The 20,354-nt window shown below is 67.5% G+C and carries 20 protein-coding genes; 6 read left to right on the top strand and 14 right to left on the bottom strand.

The genetic code is table 11. From position 1 onward, the window contains the following. The 6 genes from A5713_RS14305 to A5713_RS14280 all read right to left on the bottom strand — a co-directional run. Nucleotides 1-1,459 (bottom strand): MCE family protein (locus A5713_RS14305; protein WP_082972950.1); only part of this gene is annotated, 1,459 nt, incomplete at its 3' end. A gap of 4 nt (nucleotides 1,460-1,463) precedes the next feature. Next, a complete protein-coding gene (locus A5713_RS14300) occupies nucleotides 1,464-2,321 on the bottom strand; it encodes an ABC transporter permease (protein WP_068096408.1) in 858 nt (285 codons plus the stop codon). Continuing rightward, complete coding sequence (locus A5713_RS14295) at nucleotides 2,318-3,028, bottom strand: MlaE family ABC transporter permease (RefSeq protein WP_369804457.1); 711 nt, start codon at nucleotides 3,026-3,028, stop codon at nucleotides 2,318-2,320. The genes A5713_RS14300 and A5713_RS14295 overlap by 4 nt, the downstream gene beginning before the upstream one ends. A 243-nt stretch (nucleotides 3,029-3,271) precedes the next feature. Further along, entirely contained in the window at nucleotides 3,272-3,619 is a 348-nt protein-coding gene (locus A5713_RS14290) for a DUF732 domain-containing protein (RefSeq protein WP_068096404.1), read from the bottom strand. Further along, nucleotides 3,616-4,125 (bottom strand): CAP domain-containing protein, encoded by a 510-nt coding sequence (locus tag A5713_RS14285; RefSeq protein ID WP_068096402.1) that lies wholly within the window; start codon nucleotides 4,123-4,125, stop codon nucleotides 3,616-3,618. The genes A5713_RS14290 and A5713_RS14285 overlap by 4 nt, the downstream gene beginning before the upstream one ends. Next, on the bottom strand, nucleotides 4,122-4,508 hold the full coding sequence (locus tag A5713_RS14280) for an STAS/SEC14 domain-containing protein (protein WP_231980407.1): 387 nt from the start codon (nucleotides 4,506-4,508) through the stop codon (nucleotides 4,122-4,124). The genes A5713_RS14285 and A5713_RS14280 overlap by 4 nt, the downstream gene beginning before the upstream one ends. Before the next feature lie 197 nt (nucleotides 4,509-4,705). Between A5713_RS14280 and A5713_RS14275 the strand changes: the two genes are divergently transcribed. Both A5713_RS14275 and A5713_RS14270 read left to right on the top strand, forming a co-directional pair. Continuing rightward, nucleotides 4,706-6,235 carry an Hsp70 family protein gene (locus A5713_RS14275; RefSeq protein WP_068096394.1) on the top strand — a complete coding sequence of 510 codons (1,530 nt, stop codon included), beginning with the start codon at nucleotides 4,706-4,708 and terminating at the stop codon, nucleotides 6,233-6,235. Nucleotides 6,236-6,243: 8 nt separating this feature from the next. Further along, a complete protein-coding gene (locus A5713_RS14270; protein WP_068096392.1) occupies nucleotides 6,244-6,909 on the top strand; it encodes a nitroreductase family protein in 666 nt (221 codons plus the stop codon). 26 nt (nucleotides 6,910-6,935) lie between these two features. On the opposite strand, the gene A5713_RS14265 is transcribed toward A5713_RS14270, so the two are convergent. Beyond that, nucleotides 6,936-7,400, bottom strand: coding sequence for a cyclic nucleotide-binding domain-containing protein (locus A5713_RS14265; RefSeq protein ID WP_068096390.1), 465 nt, complete (start codon nucleotides 7,398-7,400; stop codon nucleotides 6,936-6,938). 136 nt (nucleotides 7,401-7,536) lie between these two features. Here A5713_RS14265 and A5713_RS14260 point away from each other — a divergent pair, with 136 nt between their 5' ends. Next, complete coding sequence (locus A5713_RS14260; RefSeq protein ID WP_067927984.1) at nucleotides 7,537-8,367, top strand: oxidoreductase; 831 nt, start codon at nucleotides 7,537-7,539, stop codon at nucleotides 8,365-8,367. Here A5713_RS14260 and A5713_RS14255 read toward each other — a convergent pair. The 5 genes from A5713_RS14255 to A5713_RS14235 form a co-directional block, all read right to left on the bottom strand. After that, complete coding sequence (locus tag A5713_RS14255) at nucleotides 8,351-9,886, bottom strand: AMP-binding protein (protein ID WP_068096386.1); 1,536 nt, start codon at nucleotides 9,884-9,886, stop codon at nucleotides 8,351-8,353. The genes A5713_RS14260 and A5713_RS14255 overlap by 17 nt on opposite strands. A 3-nt stretch (nucleotides 9,887-9,889) precedes the next feature. Further along, a complete protein-coding gene (locus A5713_RS14250; RefSeq protein ID WP_068096384.1) occupies nucleotides 9,890-11,407 on the bottom strand; it encodes an aldehyde dehydrogenase in 1,518 nt (505 codons plus the stop codon). Nucleotides 11,408-11,564: 157 nt separating this feature from the next. Further along, nucleotides 11,565-12,671, bottom strand: a complete 1,107-nt coding sequence (locus A5713_RS14245) for an NDMA-dependent alcohol dehydrogenase (protein WP_068096381.1) — start codon at nucleotides 12,669-12,671, stop codon at nucleotides 11,565-11,567. Further along, a complete protein-coding gene (locus A5713_RS14240; RefSeq protein ID WP_067927977.1) occupies nucleotides 12,668-13,939 on the bottom strand; it encodes a cytochrome P450 in 1,272 nt (423 codons plus the stop codon). Before A5713_RS14240 ends, A5713_RS14245 begins: the two co-directional genes overlap by 4 nt. Nucleotides 13,940-14,076: 137 nt before the next feature. Continuing rightward, nucleotides 14,077-15,384: a sensor histidine kinase KdpD gene (locus tag A5713_RS14235; protein WP_231980406.1), complete on the bottom strand. Its 1,308-nt coding sequence runs from the start codon at nucleotides 15,382-15,384 to the stop codon at nucleotides 14,077-14,079. Nucleotides 15,385-15,420: 36 nt separating this feature from the next. Between A5713_RS14235 and A5713_RS14230 the strand changes: the two genes are divergently transcribed. Next, a complete protein-coding gene (locus tag A5713_RS14230) occupies nucleotides 15,421-16,095 on the top strand; it encodes a response regulator transcription factor (RefSeq protein WP_197509459.1) in 675 nt (224 codons plus the stop codon). Here the strand turns inward: A5713_RS14230 and A5713_RS14225 are convergent. Further along, entirely contained in the window at nucleotides 16,088-16,282 is a 195-nt protein-coding gene (locus tag A5713_RS14225) for a ferredoxin (protein ID WP_067927974.1), read from the bottom strand. The genes A5713_RS14230 and A5713_RS14225 overlap by 8 nt on opposite strands. Before the next feature lie 161 nt (nucleotides 16,283-16,443). Between A5713_RS14225 and adhE the strand changes: the two genes are divergently transcribed. After that, nucleotides 16,444-19,068, top strand: a complete 2,625-nt coding sequence (gene adhE / locus A5713_RS14220; RefSeq protein ID WP_068096378.1) for a bifunctional acetaldehyde-CoA/alcohol dehydrogenase — start codon at nucleotides 16,444-16,446, stop codon at nucleotides 19,066-19,068. 156 nt (nucleotides 19,069-19,224) lie between these two features. On the opposite strand, the gene A5713_RS14215 is transcribed toward adhE, so the two are convergent. Next, entirely contained in the window at nucleotides 19,225-19,881 is a 657-nt protein-coding gene (locus A5713_RS14215) for an MspA family porin (protein WP_068096418.1), read from the bottom strand. Between the two features lie 245 nt (nucleotides 19,882-20,126). Between A5713_RS14215 and A5713_RS28760 the strand changes: the two genes are divergently transcribed. Further along, entirely contained in the window at nucleotides 20,127-20,354 is a 228-nt protein-coding gene (locus A5713_RS28760) for a hypothetical protein (protein WP_231980405.1), read from the top strand.

The following is a 20,354-nucleotide window of genomic DNA, read 5'->3' as shown; positions in this document are numbered from 1 at the left end:
GTCGCTGACCTACGACAAGCTGCCCTTGTTCAAATCGGGCAGGCAATATTCGGCATACTTCGCCGAGGCGGGCGGGCATCACGGGCGGTTCCGACCCGGGCGGCGGGGGCCCCGGTTCGGGCGGCGCGCCCGGCGGTGGCGCCGGCGGCAGACCCGGGTAGAGCGGGGTTCCGTCCGGGGCGTATTGCGGGGCGCCATACGGCGGCGCTCCCGGGTACGGGATCGGCCCGGGAGCGGGACCCCCGGGATAGCGGATGCTGGGTGGTTCGGGGATTCCGCGGGTGACGGGCAGGTAGTCGGCGTATCCCGGGAACGCGATCCCGGGATTGGGCCGGATATCCAGACCGGTTCCCCATCCCGTGTTCGTAATGAGTTGGCGGAGAGGCCAATTGGCTGCGACGTCCGGCAGTGATCCGCATCCCGGCTGACCGCCGGGACCCCCCTTGGCGCCGACGATCGGAAGGTTTTGCGGGTACCGGTATTGGTCCGCGCCGAACAGCGGTGTGCTGTCGATGATCAACGAGTATCCGTTGGCGCCGCCCATCGCGTCCCGGTACCCGGTGTCGAGGGCGGTTTTCGCGCCGACCAACATGCACGTCAGTGCGGGGTTGTATTTCATCAGCAGGCTGGTGGTCGGTTCGAGCAGATTCACCGCCCTGATGATGTTGTCCTTGTTGGGCCCAACAAGATTGATCCCGCTGCGGGAAAGCCCGATGGCGCCGGCGAGCAGCGCGTCGAGGGCGGCCGAGTCATGGTCGATCGTGCCGCTGGTGGTGCCGGCGGCGTCGAGCACCCGCAGAATATCCTGTGCCGCAAGGTCGTAGGTGTCGCTGATGCCCTTGACCGCGCGAATGTCCGCCCTGACCGTTTCGGCGCGCGGATTGATCGCGCGCAGCACCTCGTCGGCGTCGGTGATGCCCTGGCCGATGACTGCCCCTCGGCCGCGCAAGCCCTCGGCCAGCGCGGACAGGACGGCCTGCAGCTTGGCCGGGTCGATCTCGTCCAGCACCTTGACGAGGTTGGCGAACATGGTGTTGACCTCGGTGCCGACGTTGTCGACGGGGATCACCGCCCCGGCCGACAGGCGCTTCGGGCTGGGCCGGCTCGGATACACGAGGTCGACGTATTTGGCGCTGAAGAAGGTGGTCGCCCTGATGCGGGCGCGCACATTCGCGGGGATGTATCGGACCTGGTTCGGGTCGAGATCCAGCCTGAGGCTTACCTTGTCCTTGCCGGTGTGGATCTCGGCGACCCGGCCCACCTGCACCCCGCGCATCTTGACCTTGCCGCCGCGGTCCATCACCAGGCCGGCCCGGTCGGATACCACCGTCACCGGCACGTACGACTTGAACTCCCCCGAGAAGAAGGCAGACGTCAGCGCGATGGTGCCGAGCGTGGCGACGGCCAAGATCAGTGTCCACCACGCGGGATGCATCCCCTCTGAGCGCGATTCCGACATGGTCCTACCCGGAGAGGTTGAAGTGGCCGGACTGGCCGTGTACGGAAAGCGAGATCGCCAGCACGATCAGCGTCAGCACGATCAGGGAAGTGCGGACCGAGTGACCGACCGCCCGGCCCACGCCGGCGGGGCCGCCCCACGCGTTGTAGCCGTAGTAGGTGTGCACGAGCATGACGGCGATCGCCGCGGCGATCACGGTGACGAACGACCACAGCAGGTCGGTCGAATTGAGAAATGTGCGGAAGTAGTGGTCGTACACGCCGGTGGACTGGCCGTAGATGCCCGTCGTGCCGAACCGCGCCGCCTGAAACGCACACACCACCGCCACGCAGTACAGCGGGATGACCACGACCACACCCGCGACCACCCGGGTGGAGACGAGGTAGGCGATGGATCGCACCGCCATCACCTCGAGCGCGTCGATCTCGTCGGCGATCCGCATCGCGCCCAACTGCGCGGTCGCGCCCGCGCCGATGGTCGCGGCCAGGCCGACGCCGGCGACCGCGGGCGAAATGATGCGTACGTTGACGTAGGCGGAGATGAATCCCGTCATCGCCTCGACGCCGATGCCGGACAGCTGGTTGTAGCCCTGTACGGCGATGACCGCGCCGGTCGACAGGGTCAGGAAGCCTACGATCACCACGGTGCCGCCGATCACCGCCAACGCGCCGGTGCCCAGGCTCATCTGGGCGACCAGTCGGATGATCTCCTTCCCGTAACGAGCGAAGGCCGTACGCATTTCGGCGATCGCCATCGCGTAGAACTTCACCTGCGCGCCAACGCGATTCCAATCGGCGGCAACGCGGCCCGCCGCGTGCGGCAGCCAGTCGAATCGCTGGTGTAGCGCGCTGTCGCCGGTCATTGCGGACCCGTGTAGTAGACGGCCGTCGCCACAATGTTGATGACGAACAGCGCGACGAACGAGTAGACGACGGTTTCGTTGACGGCGTTGCCGACGCCCTGCGGGCCGCCGCCGACGGAAATGCCCTTGTAGCAAGCGATCAGAGCGGCCGCCATCCCGAACAGTGCGCCTTTGACCAGGCCGAGGATGAGGTCGGGCAGGTGGGTGAGCAGCGTCAGACCCGCGGCGAAGGCGCCCGGGGTGACGTGCTGCACGAAGACCGAGAAGACGAACGACCCGGCCATGCCCACCAGGGTGACCAGCGACACCAGGGACACCGCGACGACGGTGGCCGCCAGCACCCGCGGCGCGGCGAGCCGGCGAACCGGGTCGACGCCCATCACGCGTAGCGCGTCGAGTTCGTCGTGGATGGCACGCGCGCCGAGGTCGGCGCACATCGCCGTGGCCCCGGTGCCGGCGACCACGAGAACGGTCACCACCGGCCCGATCTGGGTGACCGAGGCGGTCGCGGCGCCCGTGCCCGAGAAGTCGGCCGCCCCGAATTCGACCAACAGGATGTTCATGGTGAACACGACGAGAACGGTGAACGGGATCGTCAGCAACAGCGTCGGAATGATGGACACCCGGGCCACGAACCAGGTTTGCAATAGAAACTCGCGCCACGGAAAGGGCAGCTTGAACATCGCCACGAATGTGTCGAGCGACATGGCGAAGAAATCGCCGACCGATCGCAGGGGTTTGGTGACGGACTCTGAGGAAATCACCGCAAACCCCTCCTGCGGCCCGGAAATATGGCCGTTGTCACGACGTCCGTATGCCTACCGTGGGGTCGCTTGTGCGGAAGCGTACGACAAGCGCCCAATCCGCGAAGGCGAATTTGCGATGTTTGCCGCCCGGGCGCCAAACGCACTCGGCGTGAATGCGATTCATATTCCGGTGTCGTCATAACGTCACGGCCCGGGCGGAACGTATCCGGCAGCCGATTGTCGTAACTGCCAGATCTGCGCCGGGCACAATTCACCGACGGCCTGGCTGATCAGATACGACGCCTGATATTCGTCGGAGTTGCCGAAGTCCCCTTTGACCTCCGCCATGATCTGCGCATAGCGCTCCCCCGCCCGCACCTTGTCGCAAGTGCCGTTCCCGTACGCCAGGGCGGCGTCGGCATTGGCAAAGTGGTAGCCCGGGCGCACGGTCACGTTGACGAGGTAGGCCACCGCATCCGCCCGCGCGGGGGGCGGCCCGGCGCACAGTAGGACGGCCGCCGCGGCCGGACCGGTCAGCCGACGAAGATTCATCCCGGCGCCCGAGCGCCGGGTGCGCCGTACATCGCGACGACGACGCTGCGGTCCAGGCTGTTCTCCGACCACACCCCCATCTGCGTGAAGGCACAATTCCGCATGACCGCCAGGTAGGCCGGGTTGGAGAACCACTGGTTGATCACCTCGAGACCGCTGATCGCCAGCGCCGGGTTGATCGCCACGGTCTCGGCGACGCCGCCCCTGTAACCCGCGCCATTCGCCCGGTCCTGCGGCGTCGATCCGTCGGAACCGATGTCGCCGTCGAGCGCGCGGTTGGCGAGCACATCGTCGGTGTGCCACTGCGCGGCAAGCTGCAGCTGCGGATTGATCTGCACGTCGTTGGTGCAACCGGCATTGTGCTGGACCGTGTAGACATTGGCGACGACTCCGTCGTTGAGCCGCTTGTTGTCCGCATCCGCGACCGGTGTGCGGGCGAGTACCGCGCCGGCCAGTAGACCGGCCAGCATCGGCGTGCAGCAACAGATGGCGTCGCGCAGTTTCATGCCGCCCCGCAACCACCCTCGGGTTCGGAAACCCAATGGCGCGCTTTTTCTGCCTCCGCATTCGAAAAGGTTCGGTACCGCCCGGGCCACAAGAATCCGAAAAGTTCGCTCAGTTTCGCCACATGCCTCACCCATGCCGCGTCACTGACGACGGCGCACCGATCCCAGTCGAAGTAGTGGTCCACTCCGAACCTCGAATCCGCCCACACCGCACTTGGCCCGAGAAAGGTTAAATCCGACGCGATTTCGCAATAGATCCGGACCTTCTTGTGCCGGGTCAGTTTGTCTTCGAAGGCGGGTATCAGCACCTCGTCGTAATCGGATTTGGTCACGTGCCCATGAATCGCGAATGCGGCCACGTCGTCGGGAAAGCCGTGAAGCATCTCGATCACGGTGCCTCCTGAAACAAAACGCGATCTTCGTCGGTCCGGTCATCGTCTCCGCGCCGCGTGCGGGCGGCCTAGGGGCCAAAGTCATCGGAAGATGCGACCGGTGGCCGTTAACTCGAGGACCCGCCGGGCCGCGGCGCGCCGGGCCGAAAGCTTGTTTCAGGGCCCCGCCGCGGTCCTAAAATTGCGCGATGAGGGTCGGCATCGACTTTGGCACCACACACACCGTCGTCGCGGCCGTCGACCGGGGCAACTACCCCGTCGTCTCCTTTGATGGGGTGGACGCGTGGCCGTCCGTGGTGGCGGCCAACGCCGACGGGGAGCTCCGGTTCGGCGCGGAGGCCGCCGCCGTCCGGCACGACCCCGGCTGGTCGGTGTTGCGGTCGTTCAAACGTCTGCTCAACGAGGCCGGGCCCCAGACCGAGGTGAGCCTGGCCGGCCGCAGCCATCGACTGGCCGACCTGCTCACCGGCTTCCTGGCGCAGCTGAAGAGCGACCTGTTGCGTCACTCCAACGCCAGCCTCGCCCAAGGGGAAGCCATCGAGGCCGCGATCAGCGTGCCGGCCAACGCCTCGAGCGCGCAGCGGCTGCTGACGCTGGACGCGTTCGTCGCGGCGGGCTTCCACGTCGTCGCGCTGCTCAACGAGCCGTCCGCGGCGAGCCTCGAGTACGCGCACCGGTACCGCTCCACCATCACCGCCAAGCGGGAGTACGTCCTCATCTACGACCTGGGCGGGGGCACCTTCGACGCCTCGCTGCTCAAGATGACCGGGCACGCGAACGAGGTCGTCGTCAGTGAAGGCATTCAGCGCCTCGGCGGCGACGACTTCGACGAGGCGATCGTCGAACTCGTGCTGGCCCGCTCGCAGCTGTCCGGCGTGGACGCCGCCGCCCGCGATCTGCTGCGGGAGGAGTGCGCCGCGCGTAAGGAGGCCGTCGGGCCGCAGACGCGCCGCTTCCTGGTGGACCTCACCGGGGTCGACGGCACCGACCGGCCCCCGTTCTCCTGTCCGATCGACGACGTCTACGCGGTCTGCGCGCCGCTCGTCGACAAGACGATGCAACTGCTCGACCGCGTGCTGCGCAACCCGGCCGCCGGCGACCGCGACGTGACGTGGTCGGAGGTGGCCGGCATCTACGTCGTGGGCGGCGCCGGCAGCTTCCCGCTCGTTTCCCGGATGCTGCGCACCACCTTCGGTGACAAGCGGGTGAAGCGCTCGCCGCACCCGTTTGCGGCCACCGCCATCGGGCTGGCCGTCTTCCTCGACAAGGAATCCGATTTTGCGCTCTCCGAACGCTTCTCGCGCAACTTCGGGGTCTTCCGCGAGGCCGAGGCGGGTGCCGGCGTCGTCTTCGACCCGATCGTCTGCAAGGACGTCTCCCTGCCCGCCGACGGGCACACCCCGCTGGTGGTCAGGCGGACCTACCGCGCGGCGCACAACATCGGCCACTTCCGCTTCGTGGAGTGCAGCCGCCTGGTCAACGGCCGGCCCGACGGCGACGTCACGCCCTATGACCCGGTCCTCTTCCCCTTCGACCCGGCCCTGCGCGATCGCGACGACCTCGGGCGCCAGCCGGTCGGCCGGTGGCGGGACGGCCCCGACGTCGAGGAGCGCTACGTCATCGCCCCCAGCGGGGCGGTGGAAGTGACCCTGACGACGCAGCCGGCCGGATTCAAGCGCACCTTCCGCCTGGAGCGCCGCGCCTCCGCGAGCGCGTGACGCGGCCCATGGAGCTCTATGACGTGATGCGAACGACGTTCGCGGCGCGCGAATTCACCGACGACCCGGTGCCCGACGAGGTGCTGGGGCGCATCTTCGACAGCGCCCGGTTCGCGCCGAGCGGCGGCAACCGCCAGGGCGCCCACATCACGGTGGTGCGCGACCCCGACACCCGGCGCGCGCTCGCCGAGCTGGGTACGGCCGCGGCGCGCCGCTACTTCGCCCAGCTGCAGGCGGGCGAGAACCCTTGGAACCCAATTTATCCCAGCGGCGTGCCGCAGGACGTCATCGATCGAACGGAGATCCCCGACACCTTCGTCGCGCCCATCGCGAAAGCGCCCGTGGTCCTCGTGGTTTCCGTCGACCTGAGCGTCGTGGCCTCGATCGATCAGGATCTGGACCGCGTCGGCCTGGCCGGCGGCGCATCGGTGTACCCGCTGATCTGGAACATCCTGCTGGCGGCCCGCGGCGAGGGTTACGGCGGCACCATCACGACCATGGCCATCGCGGCCGAGGACCGGGTCCGGCGCCTGCTGGGCATCCCGGACCTGCACGCGGTCGCCGCGGTTGTGCCCCTTGGAAAACCGGTGCGCCAGCCGACCAAGCTTCGGCGCAGGCCGGTCGCCGAATTCGTCACCCGCGACCGCTTCGACGGCCCGGCGTTCGAAGGCTGACGACCGCCGCCCGGGCGGGTCCGCTCTTATTCAATGACATCGGCATAGATGTCCAGGAGGCGGAACCTCGTCGCATCGAGATACTCTCCGAGAACCGCGATCACACGTTTCTGCAGCTCGTACCCGAGTTCGTGGTCCTCTTCGCATTTGTCGCGCAGGCACTTGCCGTCGAAACCGATGGCGCGCGTCGTCTCAACGGCGCGCCCGTCGAACCGCCAGTTGTACGGCGGCACCAACCACGACCATCCAAGGATGTCTCCGCCTCCGAGCGTCTGCACCGTCAAGCTGCCACGTCCCAGAACGGGGGTTTCGAGCGCGATCCTGCCTTCGCGGATGAGGTAGAAGCTGTCAGCGGGGTGGCCCTCGCGGAAGATCAACTCACCCGCGGTGAAGCGCAGGTTTGCCGCACAACCGACCGCCAACTGCAAATAGCGCGGGTCCATCCCGCGGAAGAACGGGTGTCTGGCCAGAACGCCTTCTAGCGTCCGCACTGCCTGTTTCCTTTACCGGTGCCGATCAATTGCTTGAGACCGACGATAGTTGATGAGGAAGGCCTATGTTCGGCGATCGAAGAGAAGAATTGCCGCGGCGTAGCCCTGCACTGCGTCTCGGCGAGGAGGAGCCCGCATGTCCACTTGGCTGATCACCGGATGCTCGACCGGGCTCGGGCGCGCGCTCGCCGAAGCCGTCGCCGGGGCCGGTCACAACGTCGTCGTCACCGCACGTGACGTCGAGAAGGTCACCGACCTGGTGTCGGTCGCGCCCGAGCGGGTGCTCGCGGCCACCCTCGACGTCACCGACCCCGCACAGGTCGCCACGGCCGTGCGGCAGGCCCACAACCGGTTCGGCCACGTCGACGTACTGGTGAACAATGCGGGTTACGGTTACCGCGCCGCGGTCGAGGAGGGCGACGACGCCGACGTGCGCGCCCTGTTCGAGACGCACTTCTTCGGCACCGTCGCCATGATCAGGGCGGTCCTGCCCGGCATGCGGGCACGCCGCAGCGGCGCGATCGTGAACATCTCCTCGATCGGCGCAACGGTGACACCGGTGGGATCCGGCTACTACGCCGCGGCCAAGGCCGCCATCGAGGGCATGAGCGGCGCGCTGCGCGGTGAGCTTGCCCCGCTGGGCATCTCGGTAACCATCGTCGAGCCCGGTGCGTTCCGCACCGATTTCGCCGGGCGCTCGCTCGTCCAGTCGGCCACGGTCATCGACGACTACGCGGCCACCGCCGGGAAACGGCGCAAGGAAAACGACACCATGCACGGCAACCAGGCCGGCGACCCGGCCAAGGCGGCCACCGCCATCATTGCGGCGGTCGAGTCGCCCGAGCCCCCGGGGTTCCTACTGCTCGGCCCGGACGCCCTGGCCATCTACCGCCACGTTGCGGACGCGCGCGCCACCGAGATCGCGAAGTGGGAAGAGCTGACGAGCGGCACTAACTTCGGGCCGTAACCGCCTGCCGCAGCTTGTGTTTGGCGAGCTTGCCGGTCGGGGTCCGGGGCAGGTCGTCGACGAACTCGACCGAACGCGGCGCCTTATAGTGGGCGATCCGATCGCGGACGTGGTCGATGAGAGCTCTTGCCAGGCAATCAGTTCCAATCACACCCGGCGCCAACTGCACGAGAGCTCTGACTTCTTCGCCCATCTCCGGGTGAGGCACCCCGATGACCGCGACGTCGAGCACCGCAGGGTGCGGTGCCAGGGCGTTCTCCACCTCCTGCGGGTAGATGTTGACCCCGCCGGAGATGATCATGAACGACTTTCGGTCGGTCAGGTACAGGAAGTCCTCGGGGTCGAGGTAGCCGAGGTCGCCGACGGTAGTCCAGAACGGATGTTCCGGGTGGCGGGCCGCGGCGGTCTTGTCGGGATCGTTGTCGTACTCGAACGGCAGATGATCGCGCTCGAAGTAGACGGTGCCGACAGCGCCGACGGGTAGCTCGTTTCCGTCGTCGTCGCAGATGTGCAGCCTGCCGAGCACGCTTTGTCCCACCGACCCCGGGTGGGTGAGCCATTGCTCGGAGTCGATGAACGTCAGGCCGTGGGCTTCGGTGGAGCCGTAATACTCGTAGAGCATCGGGCCGAGCCACTCGATCATTGCCCGTTTGACATCGGCGGGGCAGGGCGCGGCGGAATGCATGAGCATCCGCAGGCTCGACAGGTCGTAACGGCAGCGGATGGTCTCGTCGAGTCTGAGCAGCCGCACGAACATGGTGGGAACCAGTTGGGTGACGGTGACCCGGTACCGCTCGATGTACCGCAGGGTGGCTTCTGCGTCGAACTTCTTAACCAGCACCACCGTTCCGCCGAGCGCCTGTACCATGCCGCACCATCGCAGGGGTGCGGCATGGTAGACCGGCGCCGGGGACAGATAGATGTCGGTGGCTTCGATTCCGTAGAAATCGCTCGCCATGGCCAGGATCGGATCGCCCGGTTCGTCGATACGGCGGGCCGGCAGCGGGGGCTTGACCCCCTTGGGGAAACCCGTTGTGCCGGAGGAGTAGAGCATGACCGCCCCGGCTGGTTCCTCGCTCATGCGCGGGCCGGCCGCCGCGATAGTGCTTTCGTAGCAGGCGAAACCGGGGACGACGCCGCCGAATGCCAGCCGCAGGCCGGGGCCCCCGGCCTGCGCGGCGACTTCGGCCGCAAGGCCGGCCAGCGCGCCCGAGGCGATCAGCGCGCGTGCACCCGAGTCACGCACGATGTAGGCGGCCTCCTGCGCCGTGAGGTGGTGATTGACGGCGGTGATGTACAGGCCCGATCGTTGCGTCGCCCAATACACCTCCAGGACCTCGGCCGCGTTGTCGGACAGCAGTGCGACGACGTCGCCACGGCGAAGTCCGGCGTCGTACAGCACCCGGGCGAGCGCCGCGGAATTCTCGTCGAGTCGCCGGTAGGTCAAGACATCCCCGGTCTCGGCCAGGACGACGGCGGGCCGATCGGGATCGTTGGTGGCGTGGACGGCCGGGTACATCGATCAGGCCTCCGCGGGGGCGGACACGACGACGGCGTAGACCCGTTTGGCACGGTCGTTGGTCATGTCGACGTGCACGAACTTCTGCTCGGTGTACTCGTCGAGGGCGCCGGGTCCCAGTTCCCGCCCCAGACCGCTCTGCTTCACACCGCCGAAGGGGAACATCGCGTTGACCATGTGCCAGTCGTTGATCCACACCGTGCCGGACTCCAATTCGCGCGCAATCGCCAACGCGCGTTCGTTGTCCGTGCTCCACACCCCCGCGGACAGTCCGTACTCGCTGTCGTTGGCGATCGCGACCGCGTCGGCGTCGTCCGCGCACTTGATCACCACGAGCACCGGCCCGAAGATCTCCTCCCGCGCCACCCGCATGTCGTTGGTGGCCCCGGTCAGGATCGTCGGCGCGACCCAATGGCCATCGGCGAAGCGCGGTTCGGCGGGAACCGTGCCCTGGTAGGCGATCTTGCATCCCTCCTCCTGGCCGAGCGCGATGTATTTCTCCACCCGCGCCTTCTGTCTGGCCGATATCAGCGGGCCGACGTCGGTCGCCGGGTCCATCGGGTTGCCCACGACCAGGGTCGACGCGCGGGCTACCAGCCGTCGCACGAACTCGTCGTGAATCGACTCGTGCAGCAACAACCTGGTCCCGGACTCGCAGGCCTGACCACACATCAGCAGGAATCCGAACAGCGTGCCGTCCACCGCCAGGTCCAGATCGGCGTCGGCGCAGACGATGTTCGCGCCCTTGCCGCCCAACTCGAGGGTGACCCGCTTGACGTTGTCGGCGGCGGCGCGCATCACGGTCCTGCCGACTTCGGTGGAGCCGGTGAAGGCCACCTTGCGAACATCGGGGTGTTCGGCGAGCCGGGCGCCCACCACCGGGCCGGACCCGGTGACGACGTTCAGCACCCCAGCCGGCAACCCGACTTCGTCTGCCGCCCTGGCCAATTCGAGCAGCGTCAGCGGCGTCTGGTCGTCGGGCTTGAGCACTATCGTGTTGCCCGCCGCCAGCGCCGGACCCAGCTTCCACACCGCCAGCAGCAACGGGAAGTTCCACGGCACGATGCCGGCGCAGACGCCCACCGGTTCGCGACGCAGCACCCCGGCGGCCAGCGTCGGCGCCTCGATCAGGGGGCCGGTTTCCTCGAACGCGTACGAGCGCGCCAACGAGGCGAAGTATTTCAGGTGGGCGATCGAGTAGCCCAGCAGGAACGCACCCGCGGACCGTGCGGTCGCACCGTTTTCGCGTACCTGCAGGACGGTCAGTTCGTCGAGCCGCGCGGCGAGGTTGTCGGCGATCGCATCGAGGATGCGGGCGCGTTCGGCGGGCGGCGTCAGCCGCCAGACGCCGGAGGCATGTGCCGCCTTCGCCGCGGCGAGCGCCTCGTCGGCCACGGTGCCGTCGCCCCGGGCAACGGTCGCGACCACTTCATCCGTCGCGGGATCGCGCACCTCTACCCTGCTCGCGGTGTCACGCCAACGCCCGTCGATGTACATCGCATAGTGCGGAATGCCAGTCATGTCGTCCTCGCTCGTGTCATCGGATCCGTCGGCGCCATCGCGCGAAACTCCGCCATCGATCGGCGGCGTGGTGCGCGGCGCTGACCCCGGCCGGAATGCCGAGCGGGGCAGCGAAAATGACGACGAGGGTGATCAGGCTGATCATCGGTGGCCCGGTTCAGAACCGGATCAGCCCGCGCAGGTTCACGCCGGCGTGCATGTCGGCGTAGCCCGTGTTGATCTCCTCCAGGGTGTACTCACGCGTGACGAGCTCGTCGAGCTTCAACCGACCGGCGCGGTACAGCTCCAGCATCCGCGGTATGTCGTGGCGCGGATTGGACGATCCGAAAAGCGATCCGCGGACCTGCTTTTCGTACAGGGTCAAGTCGAACAGCGACATGTCGACGCAGGTGTCGGCCGGATGCGGGATCGCGGTCATCACCACCCTGCCGCGCTTGCCGACCAGGCTCAGCGCCTGCGCGACATAGACCCCCTCGGCCGAATCGGTGCTGACCACGCAGACGTCGGCCATCTGACCGCGCGTCAGGTCGGTGATCAGGGCTTGCGCCTCCGCCACCGTCGCCGCCGTGTGGGTGGCGCCGAACTCGAGCGAACGGCACCGCTTGTACTCCACGGGATCGAGGGCGACGATGATGCGTGCTCCGGCGATCCGAGCGCCCTGGACCGCGTTCATCCCGATCCCGCCGACCCCCATGACCACCACGGCGTCGCCGTCACGCGCCTCGCCGGTGCGGACCATGCTGCCGTAGCCGGTCGTGACCCCGCAGCCGACCAGCGCGGCGGTGTCCAGCGCGGTGGACGGGTCGACCTTGATCACCGAGGCCAGCGGCACCACCGTGTATTCGGAGAACGTTCCCAGCACGCACATCTGGCCCAGCCCTTGGCCTTTCGCGTGGAACCTGAAGGTGCCGTCGAGCTGCGGTCCGGCGATGATGGCGGCGCCGAGCACGCACAGGTTGCTCATGCCGCGTGAACACGGTTCGCAGCGACCGCAGGCCGGGATGAAGCTCAACGCCACCGAATCGCCCGGGGCCACTTCTGTGACGCCGGGGCCGACGTCGACGACCACCCCCGCGCCCTCGTGGCCGCCGACCACCGGTAGCTGCATCGGCATGTCGCCGGTGATCAGGTGGTCGTCGGAGTGGCACAGGCCGGCGGCCGCCATCTTGACCAGGACCTCGTTCTCCCTGGGCCCGTCGAGGTCGACCTCTTCGACCTCCCACTTCTGGTGCAGCCCCCACAGCACCGCCGCCTTCGTCTTCATCGTTCCGGCGTCCAGGTGGCCGGCAGGCTGTTGACGCCGTTGATGAAGTTGGCCAGCGCGTAGTGCGGCTCCGGTGCCGAGATGTCCGGAATGCGCGTGTAGACCTCGGTCAGCAAGGCCTTGAGCATGGTGCGCGCGAGCGCCGCACCCAGGCAGAAGTGCGGACCCCCGCCACCGAAGGCGATGTGCGGGTTCGGGTTTCGCAGGATGTCGAACGAATGCGGATTGTCGAAGACGTCCTCGTCACGATTGCCGGAGTAGTACCACAGCACCACCTTGTCGCCGGCCTTGATCTCGGAGCCGCGGACGGTGACGTCCTGGGTGGCGGTGCGGCGCATGTGCAGCAACGGCGATCCCCAGCGCAGCACCTCCTCCACGGCAGTGCCGACCCTGCCCTCGACGTCCTCGACGAGCAGTGCGCGCTGCTCGGGGAACTTCGAGAGGGCGGCGATGGCGTGGGCGGAGGCGTGCCGCGTGGTGTCGTTGGACGCGACGCCCATCAGCACGAAGAACGCCTTCAGCTCGTCATCGGTCATCTTCTTGCCGTCGAACTCGGCCTGCACCATCCAGGTCATCAGGTCGTCACCGGGATTGGCCCGCCGCTCGGGGATCAACACCGTTGCCACCTCGTGCAGATCCATCACGGCGCCCATGAACAGTTCGAGTTCGCTCTGCTCGCCGCGGATGTTCGGGTCGGTCCAACCCACCAGGCGCTGGGCGGCCGTGACGGCCTTGTCCCGCAGGTCGCCCTCGGGCAGCCCGAAGAAGCTGCCGAAGATCCGGCCGGGCAGCTTGACCGACACGAGTTGCACGAAGTCGCCCTGGCCCAGGTGGGCCATCTCGGTGACCAGATCGTGGGCGTGGCCGCGGATCCACCCCTCGAGCCGGCGCACGTTCTTCGGCTTGAAGGCTTCCGTGGTGATCCCGCGCAGCTGGGTGTGCCGCGGGGCGTCCATCGCAATGAAGGACTGCGCGATCTCCACCGCCTCGGGGGCGAAGTCCTCCATCGTGATGCCCTCGGCCGACGAGAAGATCTCCGGGTGGCGGCTGGCCATCCGGATGTCTTCTTGCTTGGTCAGCGACCAGAACCCCCTGGTGTTGAGTTCGGGGGGCAACAGATCCGACTCGGCGGGACGGCTCCACGGCACCGGGTTCTCCGCGCGCAGGACGGCGAAGGCAGCGTCGCGCTCCTCCGGCGGTCTCGCCCAGAACTCGCGGGCACTCAGGTCGATGTCCTTGTGGGTGGGCGCGGTCGTTGGAGCGGTCATCGTGGGGCCTTTCTGGCGGTGTGCTGTGGTGCACGTCACCGCCGCATCGCACCCATGCTGGCCAGCGCGACGGCGCCGCGGCACAGACGCGAGTGCCAATCACTGGCCTGCGCGGGCCAGCGCGTGGAACCGCTGGATCAGGCGATCGGTGCGCGGAAGGTAGCGATCAGGCCGCCGCCGTCGCGCGCGGCGAAGTCGACCCGGCCGCCCATCGCCTCGGCGATCTGCTGCACGATCCACAGGCCGAGGCCCGCGGTGCCGCGCTGGCCGCCGACGCTGACGTATTTGGCGGTCAGCTCACCGAGGTTTTCGGCCGGGATACCCGGACCCCGGTCGGCCACCGTGCAGACCAGCTCGTCGCCTTCGCGCGAGCAGGTGACGTCGACGGGTTCACGACGGCCGTGCCGTGAGGCGTTCTCCAGGAGGTTGGTCAGCAGCCGGCGCAGCCCCTGGGCGTTGACGGCCACGGCCCCGACGTCGCCGGTGACGTTCAGCCGCAGCCGCGGTGGCGCCAACCCGACCGCATCGGCGGCGGCGGCCACGAGGTCGGCCACGTCGACGCGGCGAATCCTGCCCGCGGAGAACGTCGGGCGGCGACTGAGTGCGACGTCGGACAACGCATCGAGCATGTCGGCCAGGTGATGCACGTGGCGGGCCACCAGCCGCAGACTGGTCTCCCGATCGGCCTGCGACATCGGCTGCGCCGAAGTCGTGGAAGTCAAAGCCTCGGTCAGCGCCTCCAAAGACGTGACGGGAGTGCGGAATTCGTGCACCAGCACCTGAAGTCCATCCTGCTGCGACTGGTAGGACCGCAGCAGGCGCGCCCGCAGGTCGCGTTCCTCCTCGGCGGCGGCGTGTTCGGCCTCTGCTTCGACCAGTGCGCGCACACGGGAACGGTGTTCGCGTTCGGCGAGCGCCGAGAGCCCCGCGGTGATGATCGCGACGAACAGCAGGTACACCGCCGACCAGCCGGCCTGTAGTGCCGGAGCCGGCGTAACGGGGCGTTGCGGCGACGAGATCAGCGCCACGGGGATATAGGCGGCGCCCAACAGGAGCGCGACCAGCAGGGTTTCGCTGAAGGAGAGGCGCGCCGCCGAGGCGATCACCGCCAGCGCGAGCACCGCGACCACGGGGCTGTAGACGCCCCCGCTCAGGGCGATCAGCGCCAGCGTGAACGCCGAGTCGAAGGCGGTGACCAGCCACGCGTACCGGGTGCGCCGCACCTCCAGCTGCGGGTGGGCCATCACGATGGCGGCGTAAACCATCGCGCCGCCCAGCACCGCGACCGTGGCCGCTGTGTGCTGACGGACCCATTGGGGTCCGATCGCCAGCAACACACCGATGGAGATGACGACGGCGACCCGTACCGCGACGACGGTGCGGGCCAGCCCGTAGTCCCCGCCGTCGAAGTCCATCGTGGTTCCGGGCTGATCGAGCGGTCTCACCCAGCTGACCATAGAGTTGGGGTTAGCATCGCGGCAATGACTCGCTCGCCGTATGTCGTGGTGATCGTCGACGACCATGAGCTTTTCGCGCAGGGCCTCGCCCTGTTGCTGACCCGCGAGTGGGGCGAACTGTTCACCGTTGGCGGCCAGACGACGTACGTGGAAGAGGCCGCCGACCTGGTGGCCCGCTGCGACGCCGACGTCGCGATCATCGACCTGTCGATGCCGCCGCTGGGCGGGGTCGCCGCCATCCGGCACATCAAGGCGCGCCGCCCGACGACCCGGATACTGGCGCTGTCGGGGACCGAGGACCTGGCGCTGGCCGAAGAGGCGTTGCGGGCCGGCGCGGACGGCTTTCTGCCCAAGACCGCGAGGCCCGAGGCGCTGGCGGGACCCTTGTGGACGATCGCGGAGGGCTTGCGGGTTGTGGACGGCGCGCTGCTCGACGCGCTGCTGAGCAACACCCGCAAGCCGCCGTCCGAACTGCTGGACAGCCTGTCGGCCCAGGACCTTCAACTATGGACGCTGCTCGCGACCGGCGCGGAAACCGGCGACATCGCCCAGCGGATGCTGGTGTCGGAGCGCACCGCCAAACGTATGGTGGCCACGCTGCTGCACAAGCTTCGGGTGAGCAACCGCATAGCGGCCGCCGCGCTGGCCGGACGTTACCGGCTGCTCGATGACGTTGCCGAAACCAACCGCCTCAGTTGAGGATTCGGATCGCTTGCGCGGGGCACATCGCCGCCGCCCGGATCACACGTTCCCGGTCGGCTTCGGGCGGGTCCGGCTCGAGGACCACCACTTGTTCGGCACCGTCGGGAATGTCGAAAACGTCGGGAGCGGCCAGCAGGCACTGCCCATGACCCTCACACAGGTCGAGGTCGACGGTGATGTGCATGAGCGCCAGTATCGGTGAGGCCTGGGCACCGCGGACGGTCCGAACGCGCCAGATGTGGCCCCTTCGGGCCAGCTCGTCGTGGGCCTTTCAGCCCTAGGCGCTGGACTGGCTTCTGCTCATTCTGGAGTCCCTAGTGTCCCCTCCTCATCGAAAACCCGATCATGACCACTACGCGAACTCAGCCCACCCCCTCCATCGAAGTTGTCGAGCAGCGCAGACACGAAGTCGATGCGATCGTCGACAGGGCGGCCACGGCGGCCGCAGCCTTCCGCAACCTTGACCAGGAGAAGGTCGATGCGATCGTCGAGGCGATGGTGCGCGCCGGGGTTCGCGCAGCCGGGGAACTGGCTGGTGTCGCGATCGAGGAGACGGGTTTCGGCGTCTTCGAGGACAAGGTCGTCAAGAACTACGTGGCCACCGAGTTCCTGCACGATTACCTGCGCGACAAGAAATCCGTAGGAGTCATCGACGAGGACGTCGAACACAACATCGCCTACGTGGCCGAACCGATCGGGGTCGTACTGGCCATCACCCCGGTGACCAACCCGACCTCGACCGTGCTGTTCAAGGCGATCGTCGCCGCCAAGACCCGCAACGCCATTCTTTTCCGGCCGTCACCGTATGCGGTGCGCTGCTGCGAACGCACCCTGGAAATCCTCCGACCGGCGGCCGAGGCCGCCGGCATGCCGCCCGGGGCGCTGCAGGTCATTCCCGACGCCGCGCACGAGGTGACGCACTATCTGTTCAAGCATCCAGGTGTCGATTTCATCTGGGTGACGGGCGGACCGAAGATCGTCGCGCTGGCGAATTCGGCCGGGAAGCCGGGCCTGTCCGTCGGTCCGGGCAATGCGCCGATCTACGTGCACAAGACGGCGGACATCAAAGGCGCGGTCGTCGACATCCTGATCTCGAAAACCTTTGACTCGTCGGTCATTTGCCCGGCCGAGCAAACCTGCATCATCGACGACGAGATATACGACGAGGTGATGGCCGAGTTCGAGCGGATGGGCGCCCAACTGCTCACCCCCGACGAGGCCGCGGCGGTGGCGGAGTTCGCGTTTGGCTGCGGCGACAAGATCTCGCTCGAGGCGGTCGGGCAGAAGGCCTCGGAGCTGGCCGCCCGGGCCGGCTTCAGCGTGTCACCGACCGTGAAGGTGCTGCTGGCGCAGCTCCCCGCGGACCTGGACGAACTCGCCGCCCATCCGCTGTTGGCCGAGAAGCTGATGCCGGTGCTCGGGGTGGTGCGAGCACGCGGCGTACAGCACGCCATCGACGTGGCCGTCCTGGTCACCGAGCACGGGGGGCTGGGTCACACCTCGGCGGTCTACGCCAACGACGAGGACGTCATCGAGGCATACGGCCTGGCGGTTCGCACCGGGCGCATCCTGGTCAACGCGCCCACCGCGGTCGGGGCGCTCGGCGGGGTCTACAACAACCTGACACCCACGTTCTCGCTGGGGTGCGGCACCTGGGGCGGGTCGAGCACGACGGAGAACGTCAACTACCGCCAACTGATGAACATCAAAACCGTGTCGCGGCGCCGCACCCCGCCGCAATGGTTCCGCGTCCCGTCCAATACCTACTTCAACGAAGGCGCACTGGACAACTTGCGGGAGCTCGACTGCGAAACCGTCGTGGTGATCACCGACGCCCTCACCGAAGAGCGCGGCGTGGTCGACCAGCTGCGCGGCAAGCTGCGCGCCGTGCACGTGCAGGTGTTCGGCGAGGTGACGCCGGAGCCCGACGAGGCAACCATCCGCCGTGGTGTCGCGCTGCTGCAGCGGGTCCGACCCGATCTGCTGGTCGCCGTCGGCGGCGGCTCGGTGCTGGACGCCGGCAAGGCGATCCGCCTGTTCTACGAACACCCGGAGAAGAGCCTCGACGAGTTGACGATGCCGTTCCTCGACCCCCGCAAGCGTGTGGCCGACTATCCGGCCGACCGTCACCGCGTCCAATTGGTCGCCGTCCCAACGACATCGGGTACCGGGTCGGAAGTCTCGCCGGCGGCGGTGCTGACGGTGCGCGGCAAGAAGGAAACGCTCGTCGACTACAGCCTGGTGCCCGATCTCGCGATCGTCGACCCGGTCCTGACCTCGTCGATGCCGCAGAAGCTGACCGCCGACACGGGCATCGACGCGCTGACACATGCCCTGGAGGCCTGCGTCTCGATCTTCGCCTCGCCCTATACGGACGCGTTGTGCGCCCAGGCGGCGCGGCTGATCTTCGACGCGCTGCCGAGGGCATACGAGGATCCCGACGACCTGTCCGCGCGAACCGACATGTCCAATGCGGCGACCCTTGCGGGGCTTGCCTTCTCGAATGCGTTCGTCGGGACCAATCACGCGCTCGCGCATGCCGTCGGCGCGAGATTCGGGATCTCGCACGGCCGAGCGAACGGCATCTTCCTACCGCATGTGCTGCGCTACAACGCAAGTCTGCCGAGCAAATTCATGCCCGCACCGGGATATGCCGCCTACGTGGCGCCGGACAAGTACGCGCAGCTCGGCCGGCTGATTTTCGGCGGGCACCAGCCCGAGGAATGCCGTGGCCGGTTGTTTCACGGGGTCGACGACCTACTGAATCGGCTCGGCATGCCGCGATCGCTGCGCGAGCACGGCATCGGCGAGGAGCAATTCCTGACGGCGCTGCCCGCGTTGGCGATGACGGCGTTCGAGGATCTCAGCAACCGCACGAATCCGCGGATGCCGTTGGTCAGCGAGATCACCGCGTTGCTTCGGGCGGGTTTCTACGGCAATGCCGAAGCGGAGGCTCAGCCGCGGACCTGAGGCAGCACGTCGCACTCCCACGCCGCGACCGTGTCACTTGCTGCGGTTGCGCGCGGCCGCGGAAGCGAAGTTCGCCGACAAGCTGGCCGGCATCCCCCGCGGCGTGGCGATCGCTAGCGCGGCGGAGCCGGGCGAAGCGGGTCGCCACCATCGGCCTCAGACGGATTTGGTGACGCCGACGTACGACACCACGACGTCGGACAGGTCGGTCATCCGGGTCAGCACCGCGTAGGAGCGGATGAACGACTGGCCCACGCATCCGTCGATCTTGATGTGGAAGTTGCTGATCATCACCCAGGGATTGGCACCCTTGAAGTTCTTCTTGATCACCGGCACCGTCAGGACGAGGCCCGGTTTCATTCCGATGCTCATCACGCCGTTCATCGGAGTCGAAACAAACGGCAGCAGGGGCGGCAATGTACCGGTGGTGTCGAAGGTGGGGCTGACGCCCGGGATGATGCCGGCACCGCCCTCCATGATCACACCGTTGGAGGTGCTCATATCGATCCCGCAGCCGATCTGATAGCCCACTTCCAGGATTCCGTGGGGCTCTTCCGGTCCTTTCAGGGAGCCGACGTAGATGCCGCTTGCCATGTATTCGCGCGACGCGATGGAGGTGGTCAGCGGCGCGACCGGGACTTGCGCCTCGTCCTTCGCGCCCAGCCCCAGGGTCCAGCCGTCCGGAGTGTTGAGGATGACGGGGGGATTCGAGGGCACCGCCCCCGCGGCCGGTGCCGAAGCCGCCGCGGCAGGCTCGATCTCGGGACCGTCATCGGGGTCAGCGGTCGCCGGCGGCGCCGCGGCCACAGACATGACGAGGCAAACGGCGAGCACCACGGCGCGACGAACGACCACGGCTATCGGCCTCACGCACGCTAACGTACGCACTTGCCGATTCGAGTCGCGAAATTTGCTGGGCGGCCGATCGAAGTTGTTGTGTGTTCGTAACTCTTATGCGATATGGACACCGAAGGTAGAATTGGCGCAGTTAGCTGGCATTTCAGGCAGACAACGGAAAGGCCGCGACGATGAAGCGTAGGTATGCTGCTCTACTCATCGTGGGATTGACGGCCCTTGCGGCTTTGACGGGCGGCACCGGATTTTCGGTCGGAAGGGCCCTCGCGTCTCCCGACCCGGGCCAGGTCGACGACATCCCGACGATCGACGAATGGCAGATCCAGTACCCGACCACAATGACGAACCCATACGAAGATTCGGTCGGTTCGTCGGGTGACTGGGGTGGCGTCGGAATGTGGTGCCAAAATCTTCACGCCAACTGCAGCTGA

The organism is Mycobacterium sp. E2497 (assembly GCF_001668695.1).
Lineage (GTDB): Bacteria > Actinomycetota > Actinomycetes > Mycobacteriales > Mycobacteriaceae > Mycobacterium.
This window is presented reverse-complemented; position numbering and strand designations above follow the sequence as displayed.